Origin of the sequence: Ectopseudomonas oleovorans (genome assembly GCF_029845265.1) — a bacterium.
In the GTDB taxonomy this organism is placed as follows: Bacteria; Pseudomonadota; Gammaproteobacteria; order Pseudomonadales; family Pseudomonadaceae; genus Aquipseudomonas; species Aquipseudomonas oleovorans.
On record NZ_JAOCLK010000008.1, the window covers coordinates 46,039 to 62,771 of the forward strand.

Sequence of the window (16,733 nt, forward strand, 5' to 3'; positions counted from 1 at the left end):
TTGACAGCAGATGCAAAGCTGCAATCACAGGCACGACGCCGCTGCGTGACTATTGATGCCGGTGGCCGGTACGATGTCCGCCACGGGCGCAGCCGATCTGCTGGCACGCCTGCCGATGGAGAATCTGGCACAGGGCAACGCCATCATCACCCTGTTGCTGGTGGTGACCATGACCCTGGCGGACGTCATGAACAACGCGGCGACGGCGGCGGTGTATGCCCCATCGCGCTAAGCGCCGCCAGCCAGCTCGGCGTCAGCCCGGACTCGCTGTTGATGGCCGTGGCCATCGGCGCCTCCTGCTCGTTCCTCACGCCCATTGGCCACCAGAACAACACCCTGATCCTCAGCCCTGGCGGTTTCCGCTTTGGCGACTACTGGCGCCTGGGCCTGCCACTGGAAATCCTCGTAGCGCTGATCAGTGTGCCCATGCTGCTGTGGATCTGGCCGTTGTAATCCGCCATTCAGAAGCTCGGGGTGATGCCGAGCACCACATCGAAGCGGGCGATCTGCTCGTCGCTCTGCCCGCTCACCGGTACGAAGGGCACGACCAGCAGTTCGCGCAAGCGTGGGTCGCGGATGGCGTTGAGCAGGCCATCGCGCTGATTGAGCAGCTCGCCGTGGACATAACACTGCGTGGCGAAACGCGGTATGCCGGGCAGGGTCACCGCCAGATGGATATGCGGGGTACGGCCGGGATAGGGCACCGGGCGAATGGTGCGAAAACGGTAGCGCCCATCGGCCGCCGTGGTGAAACGGCCATACCCCTGGAACCCGGGGTCGAGCCTCTGGCGGTCACCGCCGCGACTGTGCAAATAGATACCGTTGGCATCCACTTGCCAGATTTCCACCAGCGCCCCAGCCAGTGGCCGGCCGCCCGCATCGAGGATCGAACCGTGCAGTTGCACGCGAATCCCGCGCGCCTCTGCGGCCTGACCGTCGACCCGCACCAGGTCGTTGTCACGGTCCAGCAGCAGTTGGTCGGGGTAGAAGGGGCCCAGCGTCTGGCGCGGCGTCAGCAACCGCTCGGCCAGCGCCAGTGCCGGGCTGACCAGCAACGCGCCGCCAGCGGCGAAGAGGAGATGACGACGGCTGGACATGGTCTTTTTCCTCCGTAGCGTGGTCCAGGCGGCCCCGCGATACGCTATGACAGATGTTCCAGCACTCCGGCGGCCGATTGAAAGGGCAAGCCGTGGGCCTCGGCCACGCTGCCGCAGGTGATCACACCCCTGGCCACGTTGAGCCCGTTCAGCAGATGCGCATCATCCTGCAAGGCGCGGTGTGTGCCCTTCTGGGCGAGCGCCACGACGAACGGCAGGGTCGCGTTGTTCAGCGCCAGGGTCGAGGTACGCGCCACCGCGCCGGGCATGTTGGCCACGCAATAGTGCACCACATCATCGACCACATAAGTGGGCTCGGCATGGGTAGTGGCGCGGGAAGTCTCGGCGCATCCGCCCTGGTCGATGGCGACATCCACCAACACTGCGCCGGCCTTCATCTGCCGCACCATGTCCGCAGTGATCAGCTTGGGCGCGGCCGCACCGGGAATCAGCACCCCGCCAATCACCAGATCGGCCGCCAACACCTGCTCGCGCACCGCCGCGCGAGTGGAGTAGAGCGTGGTGATGCGATTGCCGTACAGGGCATCGAGCCGGCGCAACACATCGACGCTCTTGTCCAACACCGTGACATCGGCACCGAGGCCGACCGCCATGGCCAGGGCATGACTGCCGACCACACCGCCGCCGAGAATCACCACCTTGCCCGGCGCCACGCCTGGTACGCCACCCAGCAATACGCCACGCCCGCCGCGGGCCTTTTCCAGACAGCCGGCACCGGCCTGGATCGACATGCGTCCGGCCACTTCCGACATCGGCGCCAACAAAGGCAGGCGGCCCTGCGCATCGGTCACCGTCTCGTAGGCGATACAGGTGGCGCCGCTGACCATCAGCTCTTCGGTCTGCGCCCGATCCGGCGCCAGGTGCAGGCAGGTAAACAGCGTGTGGTGGGCTCGCAACCTGGCGCGCTCCACCGCCAGGGGCTCCTTGACCTTGGCGATCAACTGCCCCTGCTGGAACACCTCGGACGAACTCTTGGCGATCTGCGCGCCGGCCTCCAGGTAATCCTCGTCGGCAAAACCGATGGCCGCACCGGCATGGGTTTCGACCCACACCTCATGACCGAGCGCCGTCAGCTCGGCCACCGACTGTGGCGTGGGCCGACTCGGTACTCGTGGTTCTTGATTTCCTTGGGTATGCCGATTCGCATAACCATCTCCAACCATTGCGAGCCAACAGTCTGAAGTCTAGGAAAGCATGAGCCAGCTCACAGGAAATTCCACGATAAATTTCGTCCGTCCGTCACTGCCCGAACAGCAGGCGCCGCGCCTCTGCGGTGAGCAAGGCCTGCGGATCGGCGTTCACCTGTTCTACCAGCGCGTAGGCACGCTGCACCGCGGGGCGTGCATCAATGCGTTCGAGCCAGGCAGCCATGTTGGGGAAGTCCTCCAGTTTCTGTTGCTGCATCTTCCACAGCTTGGCCCAGGGATAGATGGCCATGTCGGCGATGGAATAATCGCCCGCCACGTAGTCGCGCCCGGCCAGCTGGCGGTCCAGCACGCCGTAGAGGCGCGCGGTTTCCTTCACGTAGCGGTCGATGGCATACGGAATCGGCTCCGGCGCGTAGCGCACGAAGTGATGGTTCTGCCCTGCCATCGGGCCAACGCCGCCCACCTGCCAGTACAGCCACTGCAACACGGTGAAACGCGCGCGTGTCTCGCGCGGCAGGAATTGCCCGCTCTTGTCGGCCAGGTACTCGAGAATCGCCCCGGACTCGAACAGGGCGATGGGCTCACCGCCATCGGCCGGGGCATGATCGACGATGGCCGGAATGCGGTTGTTCGGTGCGATCTTGAGAAACTCGGGTGCGAACTGCTCGCCCTTGCCGATATGCACGGGGACGATGCGGTAGTCCAGCCCGGCTTCCTCGAGAAAGATGCTGACCTTGTGGCCGTTCGGTGTGGTCCAGTAGTACAGGTCGATCATGGGTTTTCCTCCAGGTGGATCGCGGCCCGCTTGACCAGGCCGTGAGTCGTTTCATACGTCTGCAGGATACGCGTGAACCAGACGCCCAGCGCAGAATCCTCGGCCCAGGGTTGCGCGCCCAGGCACCAGGCCCAGAACAACATGCCAGCCAGCAGGTAGTCGCAGCCGCCAGGGGCCTGGCCCTCGAGGAAGGGCTGATCACGCAGCCACATTTCCAGCGGTGCCACGCCTTCACGGAACAACCGCTCACCGTCCTGTGGATCGGCGAATGCCTCCAGGCTCATGCCCAGCGCCTTCTCCCGGCTACTGCGGAAATACTCGCGGTCGGCCGAGCAAGGGACGTTGTGGATAACGCTGATCGAGGTGGGCGAAGATCGCCAGGCTGTCATGCACCGTTTCACCTTCGTCGATCAGCACCGGTACCAGCTTCTGTCCGGAAAGAGCGATCAAATCCTTGTCAGTGAAACGTGTCGGCCGGCTCTGCCAGTCCAGCCCCTTGTGCGCCAGCGCCAGACGTACGCGCCAGCAGTAGGGCGAAAACACCCGCTCAGGATCGGCGCCACACAGCTCGAACAACTCCCGCATATCACCTCCATTAAAAACCGATCAGTCCAGAATCAAGCGAACAAAAACCAGCGCCGGATTGCTCAGGCGCAGTCCAGGTTGGTCATCACCACTGTAACGCTGACCACGGCGCGTTCGAGCGCCTGTTCGAAGACCTGGCAGATACCCGCCGTGGCTCGCTGCAGAACCGGCACCAGCGCCGGTTCTGACAAGGATCCTCGGCCTGCACCGCGGCGACCGCCACCAGGCTGCCGACCAGGCCGCTGTCGCCGGCCACCTGCTGGCGCCGCCTGGCCTTCAACGCCATGCCGAGGATGGCCAGGATCAGCCCGGCGCTAGTCAGCGCCAGGGTAACGATCAGCGCCAGCGGGATGCCGAAGCCCGGCACGTCGATGCCGAGCAGGATCAGCGCCACCCCGGCGTAGTTCACCGGCAGCAACTGCAGGGCGTAGAGGGCGAGGATCAGACTGATGCCACCGAGCACGCCGCCGATGCCGCTGCCCGGGTTGGAAAACTCGAAGAACAGGCCGTAGACACCGATCATCATCAGGATCAGCGCCACGCTGGGGTTGGTGATCACCGCCAGCAGGCGAGTGCGCCAGTCCGGCGCATGGCTGATCAGCGGCGCACCGGCGGTGGCCAGGGTGACTTCGACGCCTGCAGCTTGCAGGGTCTTGCCGTCCAGCTGGCGCAGCAGGTCGCTCAGGTCCGTCGCCAGATAGTCGATCACCTTCTGCGCCAGCGCCTCTTCGGCGGATAGGCTGACCGCCTCGCGCACTGCCTGTTCAGCCCACTCGGCATTGCGCCCGCGCATATTCGCCAGACCGCGAATGTAGGCGGCTGCGTCATTGACCTGCTTGGCGGTCATGACATCGGCCGAGCCCCTTTCGCCTTGCGCAGGCTTGTCCGTCTCGCCCTTGTCAGCCCCCTCTGGTTTGCTCGGCGAGCCCGGCATGCCGATGGCCACCGGCGTGGCGGCGGCGAGGTTGGTCCACGGCGCCATGGCAGCGACATGGCTGGCGTAGAGGATGTAGGTGCCGGCGCTGGCCGCCCGCGCACCGCCTGGGGCGACGTAACTGGCCACCGGGATCGGGCTGGCAAGGATCGCCTTGATGATCGCGCGCATGGAGCTATCCAGGCCGCCGGGCGTGTCGATCTCGATCAGTACCAGTTGCGCGCCCTCGTCCACCGCCTTGGCCAGACCGCGCACCAGGTAGTCGGCACTGGCCGGGCCGATCACCCCATCCACCTGCAAGCGCACCACCGCGCCCGGCACCGCACTCGCCCCCACCGAACCGCAGAGGATCAGAGCACACAGACATAGACGCAACCAGCCAGGCAACACGTTCGACTCCCAGGCCCCGGTGATACCGGACAGGTGGCGGAGGGCCTTTATTGAGCATAGTCCATGCTCCAGCGGGTCCCCGACAGGGCTGGCGGATGTGCTACAGGGGATGTACTGCTCGCTGCAGGAGCAGATTTATCCGCGAGACGGACGACGAAATTGCGAAAGGCGCCAGGCCAAACAGATTGCCGGCAGACAGATACCCAGTGGCTGGCCAGTTCCGGTAGGCTGCTCAGATCTTTTCCGACCAGACTCCCTATGCCCCGCCTTCGCCTCCGTCAATCACTGCGCCACCTCTGGGCGCTGGACAAGTTCAGCGCCAGTCTGCGGGTATTCATCGCCCTGGCCGGAGCCCTGGCGCTGTGCTGGTGGCAGGGCTGGATGCATGGGCTGATCCCGCTGTTTCTCGGCATCATCGCCAGCGCCCTGACCGAGACCGACGACAGCTGGCAAGGCCGCCTCGGCGCGGTGCTGGTCACCCTGGCCTGCTTCAGCGCAGCAGCCTATGCGGTGGAATTTCTCTTTCCCTATCCCTGGTTGTTCGTCATCGCCCTGGCCTTTTCCGCCTTTTGTCTGACCATGCTCGGCGCACTCGGTGAGCGCTTCGCCACCCTGGGTTCCGGCACTCTGATTCTCGCGGTGTACAGCATGATCGGCGTCGAGCAGCGCGGCGGCGTCGCCGGCCTGTGGCTGGAACCGCTGCTGCTGGTAGCCGGCGCCGCCTGGTACGGCCTGCTCTCGGTGATCTGGCACGCGCTGTTCGCCCATCAGCCGGTACAGCTCGCCCTGGCCCGGCTGTTTCGCGAACTGGGCAAGTATCTCAAGCTCAAGGCGGCACTGTTCGAACCCGTGCGCCAGCTGGATGTGGAACAACGTCGCCTGGAGCTGGCCCAGCAGAATGGACGCGTGGTCTCCGCACTCAACGCGGCCAAGGAGATCATTCTGCACCGGGTCGGTGGCGGTCGACCGGCGCCGAAGGTCAATCGCTACCTGAAGCTGTACTTCCTTGCCCAGGACATTCACGAGCGCGCCAGCTCGTCGCACTACCCCTACAACGAGCTGGCCGAAGCCTTTTTCCACAGCGATGTGCTGTTTCGCTGCCAGCGCCTGCTGCGCCTGCACGGCGAGGCTTGCCAGCGCCTGGGCAGCGCCATCGAGTTGCGCCAGCCCTTCGAATACCGCGAGCTGTGCAGCCAGGCCCTGGAAGATCTGCATGCCTCGCTCGATCACCTGCACCTGCAGAGCAACCCGGCCTGGCGCCGACTACTGCGCTCGCTCGGTGCATTGGCCGGCAACCTCGCCAGCCTCGACCTGCTGCTCGGCAACGCCAGCAACCCCGACGCTCTGGCCGATGAGCAGGACAGCAGCCTGCTGGACCGCGAGCCGCATTCGTTGCGCGAGGTGATCGAGCGCATCGGCCAGCAACTGACCCCCACCTCGCTGCTGTTTCGCCACGCGCTGCGCCTGTCCATAGCTCTGGCCGCCGGTTACGGCCTGCTACACCTGATTCATCCGACCCAGGGCTACTGGATTCTGCTGACCACCCTGTTCGTCTGTCAGCCGAACTACGGCGCCACGCGTCTCAAACTGGTGCAGCGCATCGTCGGTACCCTGATCGGCTTGGGGTTGGGCTGGGCATTGATCGAACTGTTTCCCGACCCACGCATCCAGGCCCTGTTCGCCGTGGTCGCTGGCGTCGCCTTCTTCGCCACACGCAGCACGCGCTACACCCTGGCCACGGCGGCTATCACCCTGCTGGTGCTGTTCTGCTTCAACCAGATCGGCGATGGCTACGGCCTGTTCCTGCCGCGCCTGGTCGACACCCTGCTCGGCGGCATGCTGGCCGGGCTGGCGGTGTTCCTGATCCTGCCGGACTGGCAGGGTCGACGCCTGGGGCGCATGCTAGCGAACACACTGAGCTGCAACAGCGCCTACCTGCGGCAGATCATCGCCCAGTACGCACACGGCAAGCGTGACGACCTCGGCTACCGCCTGGCCCGACGCAACGCGCACAACGCCGACGCGGCACTGTCCACCACCCTCGGCAACATGCTGATGGAGCCTGGCCACTTCCGTAAGGACGCCGACCTCGGCTTTCGCTTTCTGGTGCTGTCGCACACCCTGCTCAGCTATCTCTCCGGGCTCGGCGCCCATCGTGGCGAGCAGTTGCCGCAGGCGGCCCAGGCACAATTGCTGGAACAGGCCGAAGCGCTGGCGAGCAGCCTCGATGAAATCGCCACCGGCCTGCGCGGCGAGCAGCCGCTGGCCATCCACAGCGATGAAGAACAGGCACTGGCGCAAAGCCTGGAGCAGATTGCCGACGACGTCGACGAACGCCAACGTCTGGTGCAGACGCAACTGGCGCTGATCTGCCGCCAGTTGGCGCCACTGCGCACCTTGGCCGCGCATCTGCAGAAGGATCGCCACTAGCAGGCTCATGGGGCTTTCTGCCACTATCTGACGACGCCTAGCTCCCAGGCCTTGCCCATGCCAGCCAACCGACACACCACCCTCGCCTACCTGGTCTCGTTGCCGGGTCTGCTGCTGGTGTGCAGTCTGCTTTTGGCCAGCCAGATTACCCTCGCCAGCACACGTCTGGGTGACAGCAGCGCAGCACAGGATCTCTACGGCCTGGTCGACTTTCTCGCCGATCCCCAGAGCGCCCTGAGCCTGGACGACGTTCGCGCTGCCGATGCCCCTTTCCAGCCCTCGTTGAACCGCCGTGACCTCAGCTTCGGCTATGTGCCGGGGGTGATCTGGCTGCGCCTGGCGCTGCAATCGGATGCCCAGCAAACACGCGTCTGGCGCCTGGAACTGAATTACGCCTCGCTGGACGAGGTGCGTCTGTATGACATCGGCGCCGATGGCGTGCGCGAGTCGCGCAGCGGCGACACCGTGCCCTACGCGCAGCGCAGCGTCGGCCATCGCAACCCGGTATTCGAGATCGTTCTGCAGCCCGGCGAGCAGCGAACGCTGTACCTGCGCGTCGACTCGCGCGGCAGCATGACCCTCAGCGGTGCGCTGATGTCTTCGCGCGATTTCGAGCAGCACAGCCAGAACGGCTACCTGGTGCATGCCATCTACTTCGGCGTGCTGATCGCCCTGGGGCTGTACAACCTGCTGCTGTTTCTCGCCCTGCGCGAGCGGCCTTTCCTCAATTACGTGCTGTTCATGTTCGCCTTCGCCCTCAGCGTGCTGTCGCTCAATGGTCTTGGTGCGCAGTATCTGTGGTCCGAAGCCGCGCCCTGGAGCAACCGCATGCTGCCGGTCAGCCTGACGACGGCGGCGCTGCTGTCGGTGGTGTTTGCGCGCAGCTTTCTCGACACCCGCCAGTGGCTGCCACGCTGGGACAAGGGCCTGCTGATGCTGTCCATCGCCATCGGTGCGGCCGTCTTGGCCAGTGTGCTGCTGCCATTGCAGCGCGCGCTGCAGCTGATGTCGCTGACCGGCCTGATCGCCACTCTGACGCTGCTGCTGACCAGCTTCGTCTGCATTGGCTACCGGGTGCCCGGCGCTCGCCTGTTCGCCCTGGCCTGGCTGATGCTGCTGACCGGCGCGGTGCTGCTGGCGCTACGCAACTTCGCCCTGATTCCGTCGAACTTCCTTACCCTGTACGCCATGCAGATCGGCTCGGGGCTGGAGATGATCCTGCTGTCCTTCGCCCTGGCGGCGCGCCTCATCGAGCTCAAGCGCCAACGCGAAGCCGCGCTGCAGCTCAACGAGCAGATCCTCGCCAAGCGCGTCACCGAACGCACCCAGGCCCTGGAACAGGCCAATCAGCGCCTCAGTGAGCTGGCCCTGCAGGACCCACTGACTGGCCTGGCCAACCGCACCGCCCTGCAGCAACACCTGGAGCAGGCACTGGCGCGCAGCCAACGCCGCAACGAACTGCTTGCCGTGATGCTGATCGACCTGGACGGTTTCAAGCCGATCAACGACCAGCACGGCCATGGCTACGGCGATCTGGTACTGGCCGAAGTGGCGCAGCGCCTGCGGCAATACGTGCGCGATACCGATCTGCCTGCGCGCCTCGGCGGTGACGAGTTCGTGGTGATCTGCGAGAGCGTGCAATCGGCCGAAGATGCGCACGACCTGGCCAAACGTCTGCTGGAAGGTCTGGACACGCCGATGTACCTGGAAGATCGTGCCGTTCGCGTCGGCGCCAGCATCGGCATCGCCCTTAGCCGCGGCGCCGACAATGCCACCATGCTGATTCGCCTGGCTGATGCCGCCATGTACCGGGCCAAGGCCGAAGGTCGCAACCGCGTGCAACTGGCCACCCAATACCTTTGAACAGGGGCCGCAGCCTAGTGCCAGCCAGTTAAGTATCAACGCAGCCAATGCGTAGGAGCGGCGCCCCGCCGCGAATCAGGGCAACACGCACTTGCGAGCTTCGCCCCAGGGCGGGGCTCCTACACAAGGCCACCTTGCAAGCCCTGCCTGATCGGCGTCAGGCCGTCATCTCTTCATCAACTCGAACCCGATAGCACACCATGGACAAGAATCTGCTGCTGCAAGACGTACTCAGCCATCTGCAGAGCGACCTCGAACAGGCCAGCCTCGCCGCCCTCAGTGCCCACGAAGCGGCCACCCACGAAGAGAACGTCGCCGAGAACAAGTACGACACCCTGGGCCTGGAGGCCGCCTACCTGGCCAGCGGTCAGGCGCGCCGCGTCGAAGAACTGCGCCAGACCCTGATCACCTGGCGTCAATTGCGCCCGCGCCCCTTCGATATCGAGCAGGGTATCGAGCTCGGCGCGCTGGTGCAGCTTGCGGCCGAGGATGGCCACGAACAATGGCTGTTCCTTGGTCCTCCAGGCGCCAGCATGAAACTGCAACTGGCCGACCAGACCATCCAGGTGCTCGGCAATACCGCACCGCTCGGGAAATTGCTGCTCGGCAAGAAGCCCGGCGACGAGATAAGCCTGCCAGTAGGGAGTCGCCAGCAAATTTTCGAGGTGCTGGTAGCCACGTAAGCGGAACTATCTGGGCTAGGGTTGGTAATTAGCGATGAACACCACGCCTAGCGAGAGCCAATACCATGGAAAATCCAGTCCACAGCCTGCCAGCCCTGTTCAAGCAACTCGGCCTGCCTGACGATGCCGCCAGCATCAACGCCTTCATCAGCACCCATTCACCACTGCCAGATGCCTGCAAACTGTCCGAGGCTCCGTTCTGGACGCCGGCGCAGGCCGCGCTGCTGCGCGAAGAAATTCTCGAAGACGCCGACTGGGCAGAAGTAGTCGATCAGCTCAACCTGCGCCTGCACGGCTGAGCTCACAGGTCAGCGCATCGACTGCTCAGTTGTCCGCCGTCATCTCGCGCCAGGTCAGGTACATGCGCAGGTCGAATTCGATCTGCGCATAGCCCGGCAACATGTGGTCGCACAGCTTGTAGAAGGCCTTGTTGTGCTCGCTCTCTTTCAGGTGTGCCAGTTCGTGCACCACGATCATCTGCAAGAAAGCCGGCGCGGCGTCGCGAAACAGCGAGGCAACGCGAATTTCCTTCTTCGCCTTGAGCTTGCCGCCCTGCACCCGCGAGACCGCCGTATGCAGGCCCAGCGCGCGGTGGGTGAGGTCGAGGCGATTGTCGTAGAGCACCTTGTCGATAGCCGGCGCGTTCTTCAGGTGTTCCTGCTTGAGCGCCATCACGTAGCCATACAGCGCCTTGTCGCTCTGCACTTCATGCCGGCCCGGATAGCGCTGTGCCAGGTAGTCACCGAGCCGATCATCGGCGATCAGCTGACGAACCTGCTGCTGCAAGGCGACCGGATAACCCTGTAGATACTTCAACGCTACGATCCCACATTCATCTGGACCGTCAGTGTAACGGATGCGGCATTACTCGCTGGGCACCACACGCAGCAGACGCCCCTCTGGGTTATCGGTGAGCAGATAGAGCGCACCATCCGGCCCACTGCGCACATCGCGAATCCGCTCGCCCAACTCTTCGAAGAGGATTTCCTCACCGGCCAGCATGCCGTCGCGCACACGGATGCGGCGTACGCTGCGCTCGGCCAGGGTGGCCGCGAACAGGTCGTCCTGCCACTCGGGGAACAACTCGCCGCGATACAGGGTCAGGCTCGACGGTGCTACCGAGGGTGTCCAGTGCAGCAGTGGCGCGGTCAGCCCCGGCAGCTCGGTGTAGGGGCTGACGCGCGCACCGGTGTAGTCGATACCGAAGGTCGCCAGCGGCCAGCCATAGTTTTTGCCGGCCTCGATCAGGTTGAGTTCATCACCCCCGCGTGGGCCGTGCTCGTGGCTGTACAGGCGATTGTGCTCGACATCGAAGAAGATGCCCTGCACGTTGCGGTGGCCGAGGCTGTAGATTTCCGCCGCCGCGCCGTCCTGGCCGAGCAGCGGGTTGTCCTGCGGTACGCTACCGTCACGGTTCAGACGCACGATCTTGCCCAGGTGGTTGGCCGGGTTCTGCGCCTCTTCACGCCAGTCGAAACCGTCGCCCAGGGTCAGCACCAGGGTCTTGTCGGCGAGAAAGGCGATGCGCCCACCGTAATGCGCGGCGCCGGCCTTGAGCGGTTGGGCGGTGAACAGCACTTCGAAGTCGTGCAGTTCGTCATCCACCAGGCGGGCACGCGCCAGACGCGTGTTGTTGGCCTCCAGCGAGCCGTGCGCGTAAGTCAGGTAAAGCCAGCGGTTGTCGCTGTAGTCCGGGTCCAGCGCCACTTCCATCAGTCCGGCCTGGGCAGCGATGAAGACCTCGGGCAGGCCCGCCACCGGCTTGGGATCGACACTGCCGTCGGCTTCGATCATGCGCAGGCGCCCGACACGCTCGGTGACCAGCATGCGTCCGTCCGGCAGGAAGGCCACGGCCCAGGGATTCTCCAGCCCTTCGCTGAAGGTTTCGATGCGGTAATCCAGGGCCAGCAGCGGCGTACTGACGAACAGGCCGCAAAGCATCAGCGCGCGGGTACTTCTCAACATGGGCAACGCCTTGTCACAGAGAATCGGAAGAAGTTGGCTGCGCCCGGTAGCGCACCCGCCGACCGAGCAGGCCGAACAGCAGCGCACCGACGCTGCCGCAGGCCATCAGCCCGAGCGTGCCGAACGGGCTGCGGTCGGCGGCGATCAGCGTCGGCATCGGTGCCAGCACATTGGCCAGCGCCAGCGCCGTCCAGATCGCTGCCGCGCCCGCCAGCACGAAAATTAGCCACCGTAGCGCCGGCATGCGGCGCGCCAGCCAGGCGGCCAGCGGTAAGGCAAAGACAAAGCCCAGGGCGCTGAGCAGGATGAACGTCGGGGTAAACCCGAGCAGGTCGAGTGCGGTGGTGCCAAGGCGCACACTCAGCGGCACCGGTGCACCGATGGCCTGCAGGGCAGCCAGATTGGTCTGGGTCTGGAAGATCGAGGCAAGCAGCGAGGCCAGCAACACGGCGAGGAGAAAAGCGAGCAACAGACGTGGCTTGCTGGACATGGGTGGCAGTTTCCCGGAACGACAGTCCACGAATTATGGCGCACCCCGCCTGCCCTCACGCTGCGGGAGTTTTACAGGGTTTTACCTCTCGCCGCGTTGCTCACGCCGAGCCCCGTCCATAAAAAGCAGAAGCCCCGCACATGGCGGGGCTCCTGGTCACGCATCAGACTCAGTTGACCTTGGCGTTCAGCTCGCCGCTGGCATAGCGCTGGTACATGCCCTCCAGGGAGATCGGCTTGATCTTGGAGGCATTGCCAGCGGTGCCGAAGGCTTCGTAGCGGGCGATGCAGATGTCGCGCATGGCGACGATGGTCTTGGCGAAGAACTTGCGCGGGTCGAACTCGCTCGGGTGCTCGGCCATCATGCGGCGGATCGCACCGGTGGAAGCCAGACGCAGGTCGGTGTCGATATTGACCTTGCGCACGCCGTGCTTGATGCCTTCGACGATTTCCTCGACCGGCACACCGTAGGTTTCCTTGATGTCACCGCCGAATTCGTTGATCACCTTCAGCCATTCCTGCGGAACGGAGGAGGAACCGTGCATCACCAGGTGGGTGTTGGGGATGCGCTTGTGGATTTCCTTGATGCGCTCGATGGAGAGCACGTCGCCGGTTGGCGGCTTGGTGAACTTGTAGGCGCCGTGGCTGGTGCCGATGGCGATGGCCAGGGCGTCGACCTGGGTAGCCTTGACGAAGGCCGCCGCTTCTTCCGGGTCGGTCAGCAGTTGGCTGTGATCGAGCACGCCTTCGGCGCCGACGCCGTCTTCTTCACCGGCCATGCCGGTTTCCAGGCTGCCCAGGCAACCCAGCTCGCCTTCCACGGACACGCCGCAGGCGTGGGCGAAGGCTACGGTCTGCTGGGTTACGCGGACGTTGTAGTCGTAATCGGCCGGGGTCTTGCCGTCTTCTTTCAGCGAGCCGTCCATCATCACCGAGGAAAAGCCCAGCTGGATGGAGCGCTGGCACACGTCAGGGCTGGTGCCGTGGTCCTGGTGCATGCACACCGGAATGTGCGGGAATTCTTCGATGGCAGCCAGGATCAGGTGGCGCAAGAACGGCGCACCGGCGTACTTGCGGGCACCAGCGGAGGCCTGGACGATGACCGGCGAATCGGTCTTGTCGGCGGCTTCCATGATGGCGCGCATCTGCTCGAGGTTGTTGACGTTGAAGGCCGGCACGCCGTAGCCGAATTCGGCGGCGTGGTCGAGCATCTGGCGCATGCTGATAAGTGCCATGGTGTTTCTGTCTCCCGGTTTGGAGGTCGTTAATCGTGCAAGCCTGCCGCAGGGGCAGGCGTTGTTCAAGTTTCGTGAAGCTGGGGCATGCCCGCAGCTCTCATCTCGGCGTCGCCGAGGATGTTACGGAGCCTTGCAGCCACGGCCGATCAGGTCATCTGTTGCGGTCCAGTAGACCAGACCTTCCTCACCCTTGGTGTGGAAGGACAGACGCCCATCGCTGTACAGCGCGCCGGATGCAGCTGGCTCCTGAGTCAGACGATAGACGATGTCGTCACCACCCAGGCGCACATCCACCTGGTCGACGCTGCCGTTGGCGAAGCGCCACAGCACTTCGGTCTGGCTGTCGCATACCCAGCGATTCCATTGCTCCGGCGCCGCCGGCTGACTGCTGCAGGCCGCCAGCAGCGTGGCGGCGACAGCAAGCCCCGCCAGTCTGATTCCGCTCATTGCTTCTCCTCGTCAGCAACGCTGTTCCGGTGCCGCGCCAGTGGGTTGACCACTGCTTTGCTCGACACGCTGATCATCCTGAGTGGTCGGGGTTTCGATCTGTGCCGGGCTGAATACCTCGCAGGCCGCCTCCCTTCCTGCGCCGGCACAACCGGCCAGCAACATACCAACCACGCCCAAAGCGGCTAACTTGTCCATGACATGATTCCTTGTACGATGATCCGGTTTTCTACAGACCACCCGTTAACGTCAGGGTTTTATCGGCCGCGGCGTAGGGTGACTCCCTTCACCCTAGCTGGCGATCACTGTGCGCGCTGCTCCAGCACCTCAACCGCTGGCAGCACCTTGCCTTCGACAAACTCGAGGAAGGCGCCACCACCGGTGGAAATGTAGGAAATCTTGTCCGCCACGCCGTACTTGTCGATGGCCGCCAGGGTATCGCCGCCGCCGGCGATGGAGAACGCCGGGCTTTCAGCGATGGCCAGGGCCAGGGCCTTGGTGCCGTTGCCGAACTGGTCGAATTCGAACACGCCGACCGGGCCGTTCCACAGGATGGTCTGCGAAGCCTTGAGCATCTCGGCGAACATCGCCGCAGTCTGCGGGCCGATGTCGAGGATCATGTCGTCTTCAGCCACGTCCTTGACCGCCTTGACGGTGGCTTCGGCGTCTTCGGCGAAGGCCTTGGCCACCACCACGTCAACCGGCAGCGGTACGCTGACCTTGGCCGCGATGGCCTTGGCGGTGTCGACCAGATCGGCCTCGTACAGCGACTTGCCCACCGGCAGGCCGGCAGCGGCGAGAAAGGTGTTGGCGATGCCGCCGCCGACGATCAGCGAGTCGCAGATATCGGCCAGGGAATTAAGCACGTCGAGCTTGGTCGACACCTTGGAGCCGGCGACGATGGCCAGCATCGGCCGGGCCGGCTTGTCCAGCGCCTTGCCCAGGGCATCCAGCTCGGCAGCCAGCAGCGGGCCGGCGCAGGCGACCTTGGCGAACTTGGCCACGCCATGGGTCGAGCCCTGGGCGCGGTGAGCGGTTCCGAAGGCGTCCATCACGAACACGTCGCACAGGGCAGCGTACTGCTGGGCCAGTTCGTCGGTGTTCTTCTTTTCGCCCTTGTTGAAACGGACGTTCTCCAGCAGCACCAGCTCGCCAGGCTTGACCTCGACACCGCCAAGGTAGTCCTTGACCAGCGGCACGTCACGACCGAGCGCCTTGCTCAGGTAGGCGGCGACCGGCGCCAGGCTGTCTTCCTCGCTGTAGATGCCCTCTTCCGGGCGACCCAGGTGCGAGCAGACCAGCACGGCAGCGCCCTTCTCCAGCGCCAGCTTGATGGTCGGCAAGGAGGCGAGGATACGCGCGTCGCTCTTGACCACACCGTCCTTCACCGGGACGTTGAGGTCTTCGCGGATCAACACGCGCTTACCAGCGAGGTCGAGGTCGGTCATCTTCAGAACGGTCATAAATCAGTCCTTCACGGGGGCTGGTTACGCCAAACCACAAGCGGCTGCGCGTCGGCGATACTGCGTTAAAAACAGGCTCAGAATGCTCATTTACACCTCGTAAACTGCGCTTCTTCGCCTGTTTTTGCCTTGTCTCGCTCTAGCTCGCTCACTTGTGGATTGGCTTGATTGGCTTGTAGGAGAAAATGTTCGGCGACATCGAGCATGCGGTTGGCAAACCCCCACTCGTTGTCGAACCAGGCCAGCAGGTTGACCAGGCGCGGGCCGGACACGCGGGTCTGGCTGCCGTCGACGATGGCCGAGTGCGGGTCGTGGTTGAAGTCGCAGCTGGCGTGCGGCAATTCGGTGTAGGCCAGCAGCCCCCTGAGCGGGCCACTCTCCGCCGCCTGACGCAGCACGCGGTTGATCTCTTCTGCCGAAGTATCGCGCGCCGTCTGCAGGGTGATGTCCAGGCACGAGACGTTGACCGTCGGCACCCGGATGGCCTTGGCCTGAATACGCCCGGCCAGCTCCGGCAGCAGGCGCTCGATACCGCGCGCCAGGCCGGTGGACACCGGGATCACCGACTGGAAGGCCGAGCGCGTGCGGCGCAGGTCTTCGTGGTGATAGGCATCGATCACTGGCTGGTCATTCATTGCCGAGTGGATGGTGGTAATGGAGACGTACTCCAGACCCACCACCTCATCGAGCAGTTTCAACAGTGGCACGCCGCAGTTGGTGGTGCAGGAGGCATTCGACACCAGGCGCTCGGCACCTGACAGACAGGCCTGGTTGACGCCGTAGACCACGGTGGCATCGATATCCGCCTCGCTGGCCATCGGCTGCGACAGCAGCACGCGCGGCGCACCGGCTTCGATGAAGCGTTGCGCCTCGGCACGGGTGACGTACTGCCCGGAGCACTCGAGCAGCAGATCGATGTCCAGCGCTGCCCAGTCAATGGCCTCAGGCTCGCTCTGGCGCAGCACCTTCACGCAATCGCCGTTTATATGCAGGCAGTCGCCATCGACCTTCACCTCGCCGGGAAAGCGCCCGTGGGTGGAGTCGAAGCGGGTCAGGTATTCGATGCTGGCCTGATCGGCCAGGTCGTTCAGCGCGACGATTTCCAGGCTCGCTGAATTGCCACGCTCGTGCAGCGCGCGCAGCACGCAACGGCCGATGCGGCCATAACCGTTGAGGGCGACACGATAGGGGCGTTGTCGTGACAT

General features: G+C 64.5%; 19 protein-coding genes and 1 pseudogene. 6 read left to right on the top strand and 14 right to left on the bottom strand.

Going from position 1 to position 16,733, the window contains the following annotated elements; all coding sequences use genetic code 11:
- Positions 1–73: 73 nt before the first annotated feature.
- Positions 74–232: a hypothetical protein gene (locus tag N5J71_RS22490; protein WP_371254501.1), complete on the top strand. Its 159-nt coding sequence runs from the start codon at positions 74–76 to the stop codon at positions 230–232.
- 41 nt (positions 233–273) lie between these two features.
- Positions 274–453: an anion permease gene (locus N5J71_RS22495; protein WP_039964269.1), complete on the top strand. Its 180-nt coding sequence runs from the start codon at positions 274–276 to the stop codon at positions 451–453.
- Between the two features lie 8 nt (positions 454–461).
- Here N5J71_RS22495 and N5J71_RS06070 read toward each other — a convergent pair whose 3' ends face one another.
- From N5J71_RS06070 to N5J71_RS06095, 6 genes and pseudogenes are all read right to left on the bottom strand, one after another.
- Entirely contained in the window at positions 462–1,097 is a 636-nt protein-coding gene (locus tag N5J71_RS06070; protein ID WP_003458886.1) for a dioxygenase family protein, read from the bottom strand.
- A 44-nt stretch (positions 1,098–1,141) separates the two neighbouring features.
- A pseudogene (gene ald, locus N5J71_RS06075) lies at positions 1,142–2,265 on the bottom strand (alanine dehydrogenase).
- Between the two features lie 92 nt (positions 2,266–2,357).
- Positions 2,358–3,041, bottom strand: coding sequence for a glutathione S-transferase N-terminal domain-containing protein (locus N5J71_RS06080; protein ID WP_003458883.1), 684 nt, complete (start codon positions 3,039–3,041; stop codon positions 2,358–2,360).
- A complete protein-coding gene (locus N5J71_RS06085) occupies positions 3,038–3,430 on the bottom strand; it encodes a glutathione S-transferase family protein (RefSeq protein WP_003458882.1) in 393 nt (130 codons plus the stop codon). The genes N5J71_RS06080 and N5J71_RS06085 overlap by 4 nt, the downstream gene beginning before the upstream one ends.
- The gene (locus N5J71_RS06090; protein ID WP_003458880.1) at positions 3,345–3,626 is read right to left on the bottom strand and encodes a glutathione S-transferase N-terminal domain-containing protein; all 282 of its coding nucleotides are present in this window, start codon (positions 3,624–3,626) and stop codon (positions 3,345–3,347) included. Before N5J71_RS06090 ends, N5J71_RS06085 begins: the two co-directional genes overlap by 86 nt.
- An 85-nt stretch (positions 3,627–3,711) precedes the next feature.
- The gene (locus tag N5J71_RS06095) at positions 3,712–4,947 is read right to left on the bottom strand and encodes an NfeD family protein (protein WP_257597345.1); all 1,236 of its coding nucleotides are present in this window, start codon (positions 4,945–4,947) and stop codon (positions 3,712–3,714) included.
- Positions 4,948–5,208: 261 nt separating this feature from the next.
- Here N5J71_RS06095 and yccS point away from each other — a divergent pair, with 261 nt between their 5' ends.
- From yccS to N5J71_RS06115, 4 genes are all read left to right on the top strand, one after another.
- A complete protein-coding gene (yccS, locus tag N5J71_RS06100; RefSeq protein WP_279916522.1) occupies positions 5,209–7,380 on the top strand; it encodes a YccS family putative transporter in 2,172 nt (723 codons plus the stop codon).
- Positions 7,381–7,437: 57 nt separating this feature from the next.
- Entirely contained in the window at positions 7,438–9,243 is a 1,806-nt protein-coding gene (locus N5J71_RS06105) for a diguanylate cyclase (RefSeq protein ID WP_279916523.1), read from the top strand.
- Positions 9,244–9,443: 200 nt separating this feature from the next.
- Positions 9,444–9,926 carry a GreA/GreB family elongation factor gene (locus N5J71_RS06110; protein WP_279916524.1) on the top strand — a complete coding sequence of 161 codons (483 nt, stop codon included), beginning with the start codon at positions 9,444–9,446 and terminating at the stop codon, positions 9,924–9,926.
- A gap of 65 nt (positions 9,927–9,991) precedes the next feature.
- A complete protein-coding gene (locus tag N5J71_RS06115; protein WP_003458871.1) occupies positions 9,992–10,225 on the top strand; it encodes a DUF2789 domain-containing protein in 234 nt (77 codons plus the stop codon).
- 25 nt (positions 10,226–10,250) lie between these two features.
- On the opposite strand, the gene N5J71_RS06120 is transcribed toward N5J71_RS06115, so the two are convergent.
- The 8 genes from N5J71_RS06120 to epd all read right to left on the bottom strand — a co-directional run bounded on the left by N5J71_RS06120 (position 10,251) and on the right by epd (position 16,733).
- Positions 10,251–10,742, bottom strand: coding sequence for a YgjP-like metallopeptidase domain-containing protein (locus N5J71_RS06120; RefSeq protein WP_424960560.1), 492 nt, complete (start codon positions 10,740–10,742; stop codon positions 10,251–10,253).
- Between the two features lie 48 nt (positions 10,743–10,790).
- Positions 10,791–11,891, bottom strand: a complete 1,101-nt coding sequence (locus N5J71_RS06125; RefSeq protein ID WP_279916526.1) for a PQQ-dependent sugar dehydrogenase — start codon at positions 11,889–11,891, stop codon at positions 10,791–10,793.
- 13 nt (positions 11,892–11,904) lie between these two features.
- Positions 11,905–12,381: a hypothetical protein gene (locus N5J71_RS06130; RefSeq protein WP_074855213.1), complete on the bottom strand. Its 477-nt coding sequence runs from the start codon at positions 12,379–12,381 to the stop codon at positions 11,905–11,907.
- 169 nt (positions 12,382–12,550) lie between these two features.
- A complete protein-coding gene (fba, locus tag N5J71_RS06135) occupies positions 12,551–13,615 on the bottom strand; it encodes a class II fructose-bisphosphate aldolase (RefSeq protein WP_084341275.1) in 1,065 nt (354 codons plus the stop codon).
- Positions 13,616–13,738: 123 nt separating this feature from the next.
- Positions 13,739–14,065, bottom strand: a complete 327-nt coding sequence (locus N5J71_RS06140; protein ID WP_074855211.1) for an MliC family protein — start codon at positions 14,063–14,065, stop codon at positions 13,739–13,741.
- A gap of 12 nt (positions 14,066–14,077) precedes the next feature.
- Positions 14,078–14,263: a hypothetical protein gene (locus N5J71_RS06145; RefSeq protein ID WP_084341276.1), complete on the bottom strand. Its 186-nt coding sequence runs from the start codon at positions 14,261–14,263 to the stop codon at positions 14,078–14,080.
- A 104-nt stretch (positions 14,264–14,367) separates the two neighbouring features.
- A complete protein-coding gene (locus tag N5J71_RS06150; RefSeq protein WP_084341277.1) occupies positions 14,368–15,528 on the bottom strand; it encodes a phosphoglycerate kinase in 1,161 nt (386 codons plus the stop codon).
- Positions 15,529–15,614: 86 nt separating this feature from the next.
- Positions 15,615–16,733: an erythrose-4-phosphate dehydrogenase gene (gene epd / locus N5J71_RS06155; protein WP_278618874.1), complete on the bottom strand. Its 1,119-nt coding sequence runs from the start codon at positions 16,731–16,733 to the stop codon at positions 15,615–15,617.

Excerpts from the sequence above, each read along its gene's own strand:
- N5J71_RS22490 (WP_371254501.1), top strand. The coding sequence starts at position 74 with ATGTCCGCCACGGGCGCAGCCGATCTGCTGGCACGCCTGCCGATGGAG.
- N5J71_RS22495 (WP_039964269.1), top strand. The coding sequence starts at position 274 with ATGGCCGTGGCCATCGGCGCCTCCTGCTCGTTCCTCACGCCCATTGGC.
- N5J71_RS06070 (WP_003458886.1), bottom strand. The coding sequence starts at position 1,097 with ATGTCCAGCCGTCGTCATCTCCTCTTCGCCGCTGGCGGCGCGTTGCTG.
- N5J71_RS06080 (WP_003458883.1), bottom strand. The coding sequence starts at position 3,041 with ATGATCGACCTGTACTACTGGACCACACCGAACGGCCACAAGGTCAGC.
- N5J71_RS06085 (WP_003458882.1), bottom strand. The coding sequence starts at position 3,430 with ATGACAGCCTGGCGATCTTCGCCCACCTCGATCAGCGTTATCCACAAC.
- N5J71_RS06090 (WP_003458880.1), bottom strand. The coding sequence starts at position 3,626 with ATGCGGGAGTTGTTCGAGCTGTGTGGCGCCGATCCTGAGCGGGTGTTT.
- yccS (WP_279916522.1), top strand. The coding sequence starts at position 5,209 with ATGCCCCGCCTTCGCCTCCGTCAATCACTGCGCCACCTCTGGGCGCTG.
- N5J71_RS06105 (WP_279916523.1), top strand. The coding sequence starts at position 7,438 with ATGCCAGCCAACCGACACACCACCCTCGCCTACCTGGTCTCGTTGCCG.
- N5J71_RS06110 (WP_279916524.1), top strand. The coding sequence starts at position 9,444 with ATGGACAAGAATCTGCTGCTGCAAGACGTACTCAGCCATCTGCAGAGC.
- N5J71_RS06115 (WP_003458871.1), top strand. The coding sequence starts at position 9,992 with ATGGAAAATCCAGTCCACAGCCTGCCAGCCCTGTTCAAGCAACTCGGC.
- N5J71_RS06125 (WP_279916526.1), bottom strand. The coding sequence starts at position 11,891 with ATGTTGAGAAGTACCCGCGCGCTGATGCTTTGCGGCCTGTTCGTCAGT.
- N5J71_RS06130 (WP_074855213.1), bottom strand. The coding sequence starts at position 12,381 with ATGTCCAGCAAGCCACGTCTGTTGCTCGCTTTTCTCCTCGCCGTGTTG.
- fba (WP_084341275.1), bottom strand. The coding sequence starts at position 13,615 with ATGGCACTTATCAGCATGCGCCAGATGCTCGACCACGCCGCCGAATTC.
- N5J71_RS06140 (WP_074855211.1), bottom strand. The coding sequence starts at position 14,065 with ATGAGCGGAATCAGACTGGCGGGGCTTGCTGTCGCCGCCACGCTGCTG.
- N5J71_RS06145 (WP_084341276.1), bottom strand. The coding sequence starts at position 14,263 with ATGGACAAGTTAGCCGCTTTGGGCGTGGTTGGTATGTTGCTGGCCGGT.
- N5J71_RS06150 (WP_084341277.1), bottom strand. The coding sequence starts at position 15,528 with ATGACCGTTCTGAAGATGACCGACCTCGACCTCGCTGGTAAGCGCGTG.
- epd (WP_278618874.1), bottom strand. The coding sequence starts at position 16,733 with ATGTCACGACAACGCCCCTATCGTGTCGCCCTCAACGGTTATGGCCGC.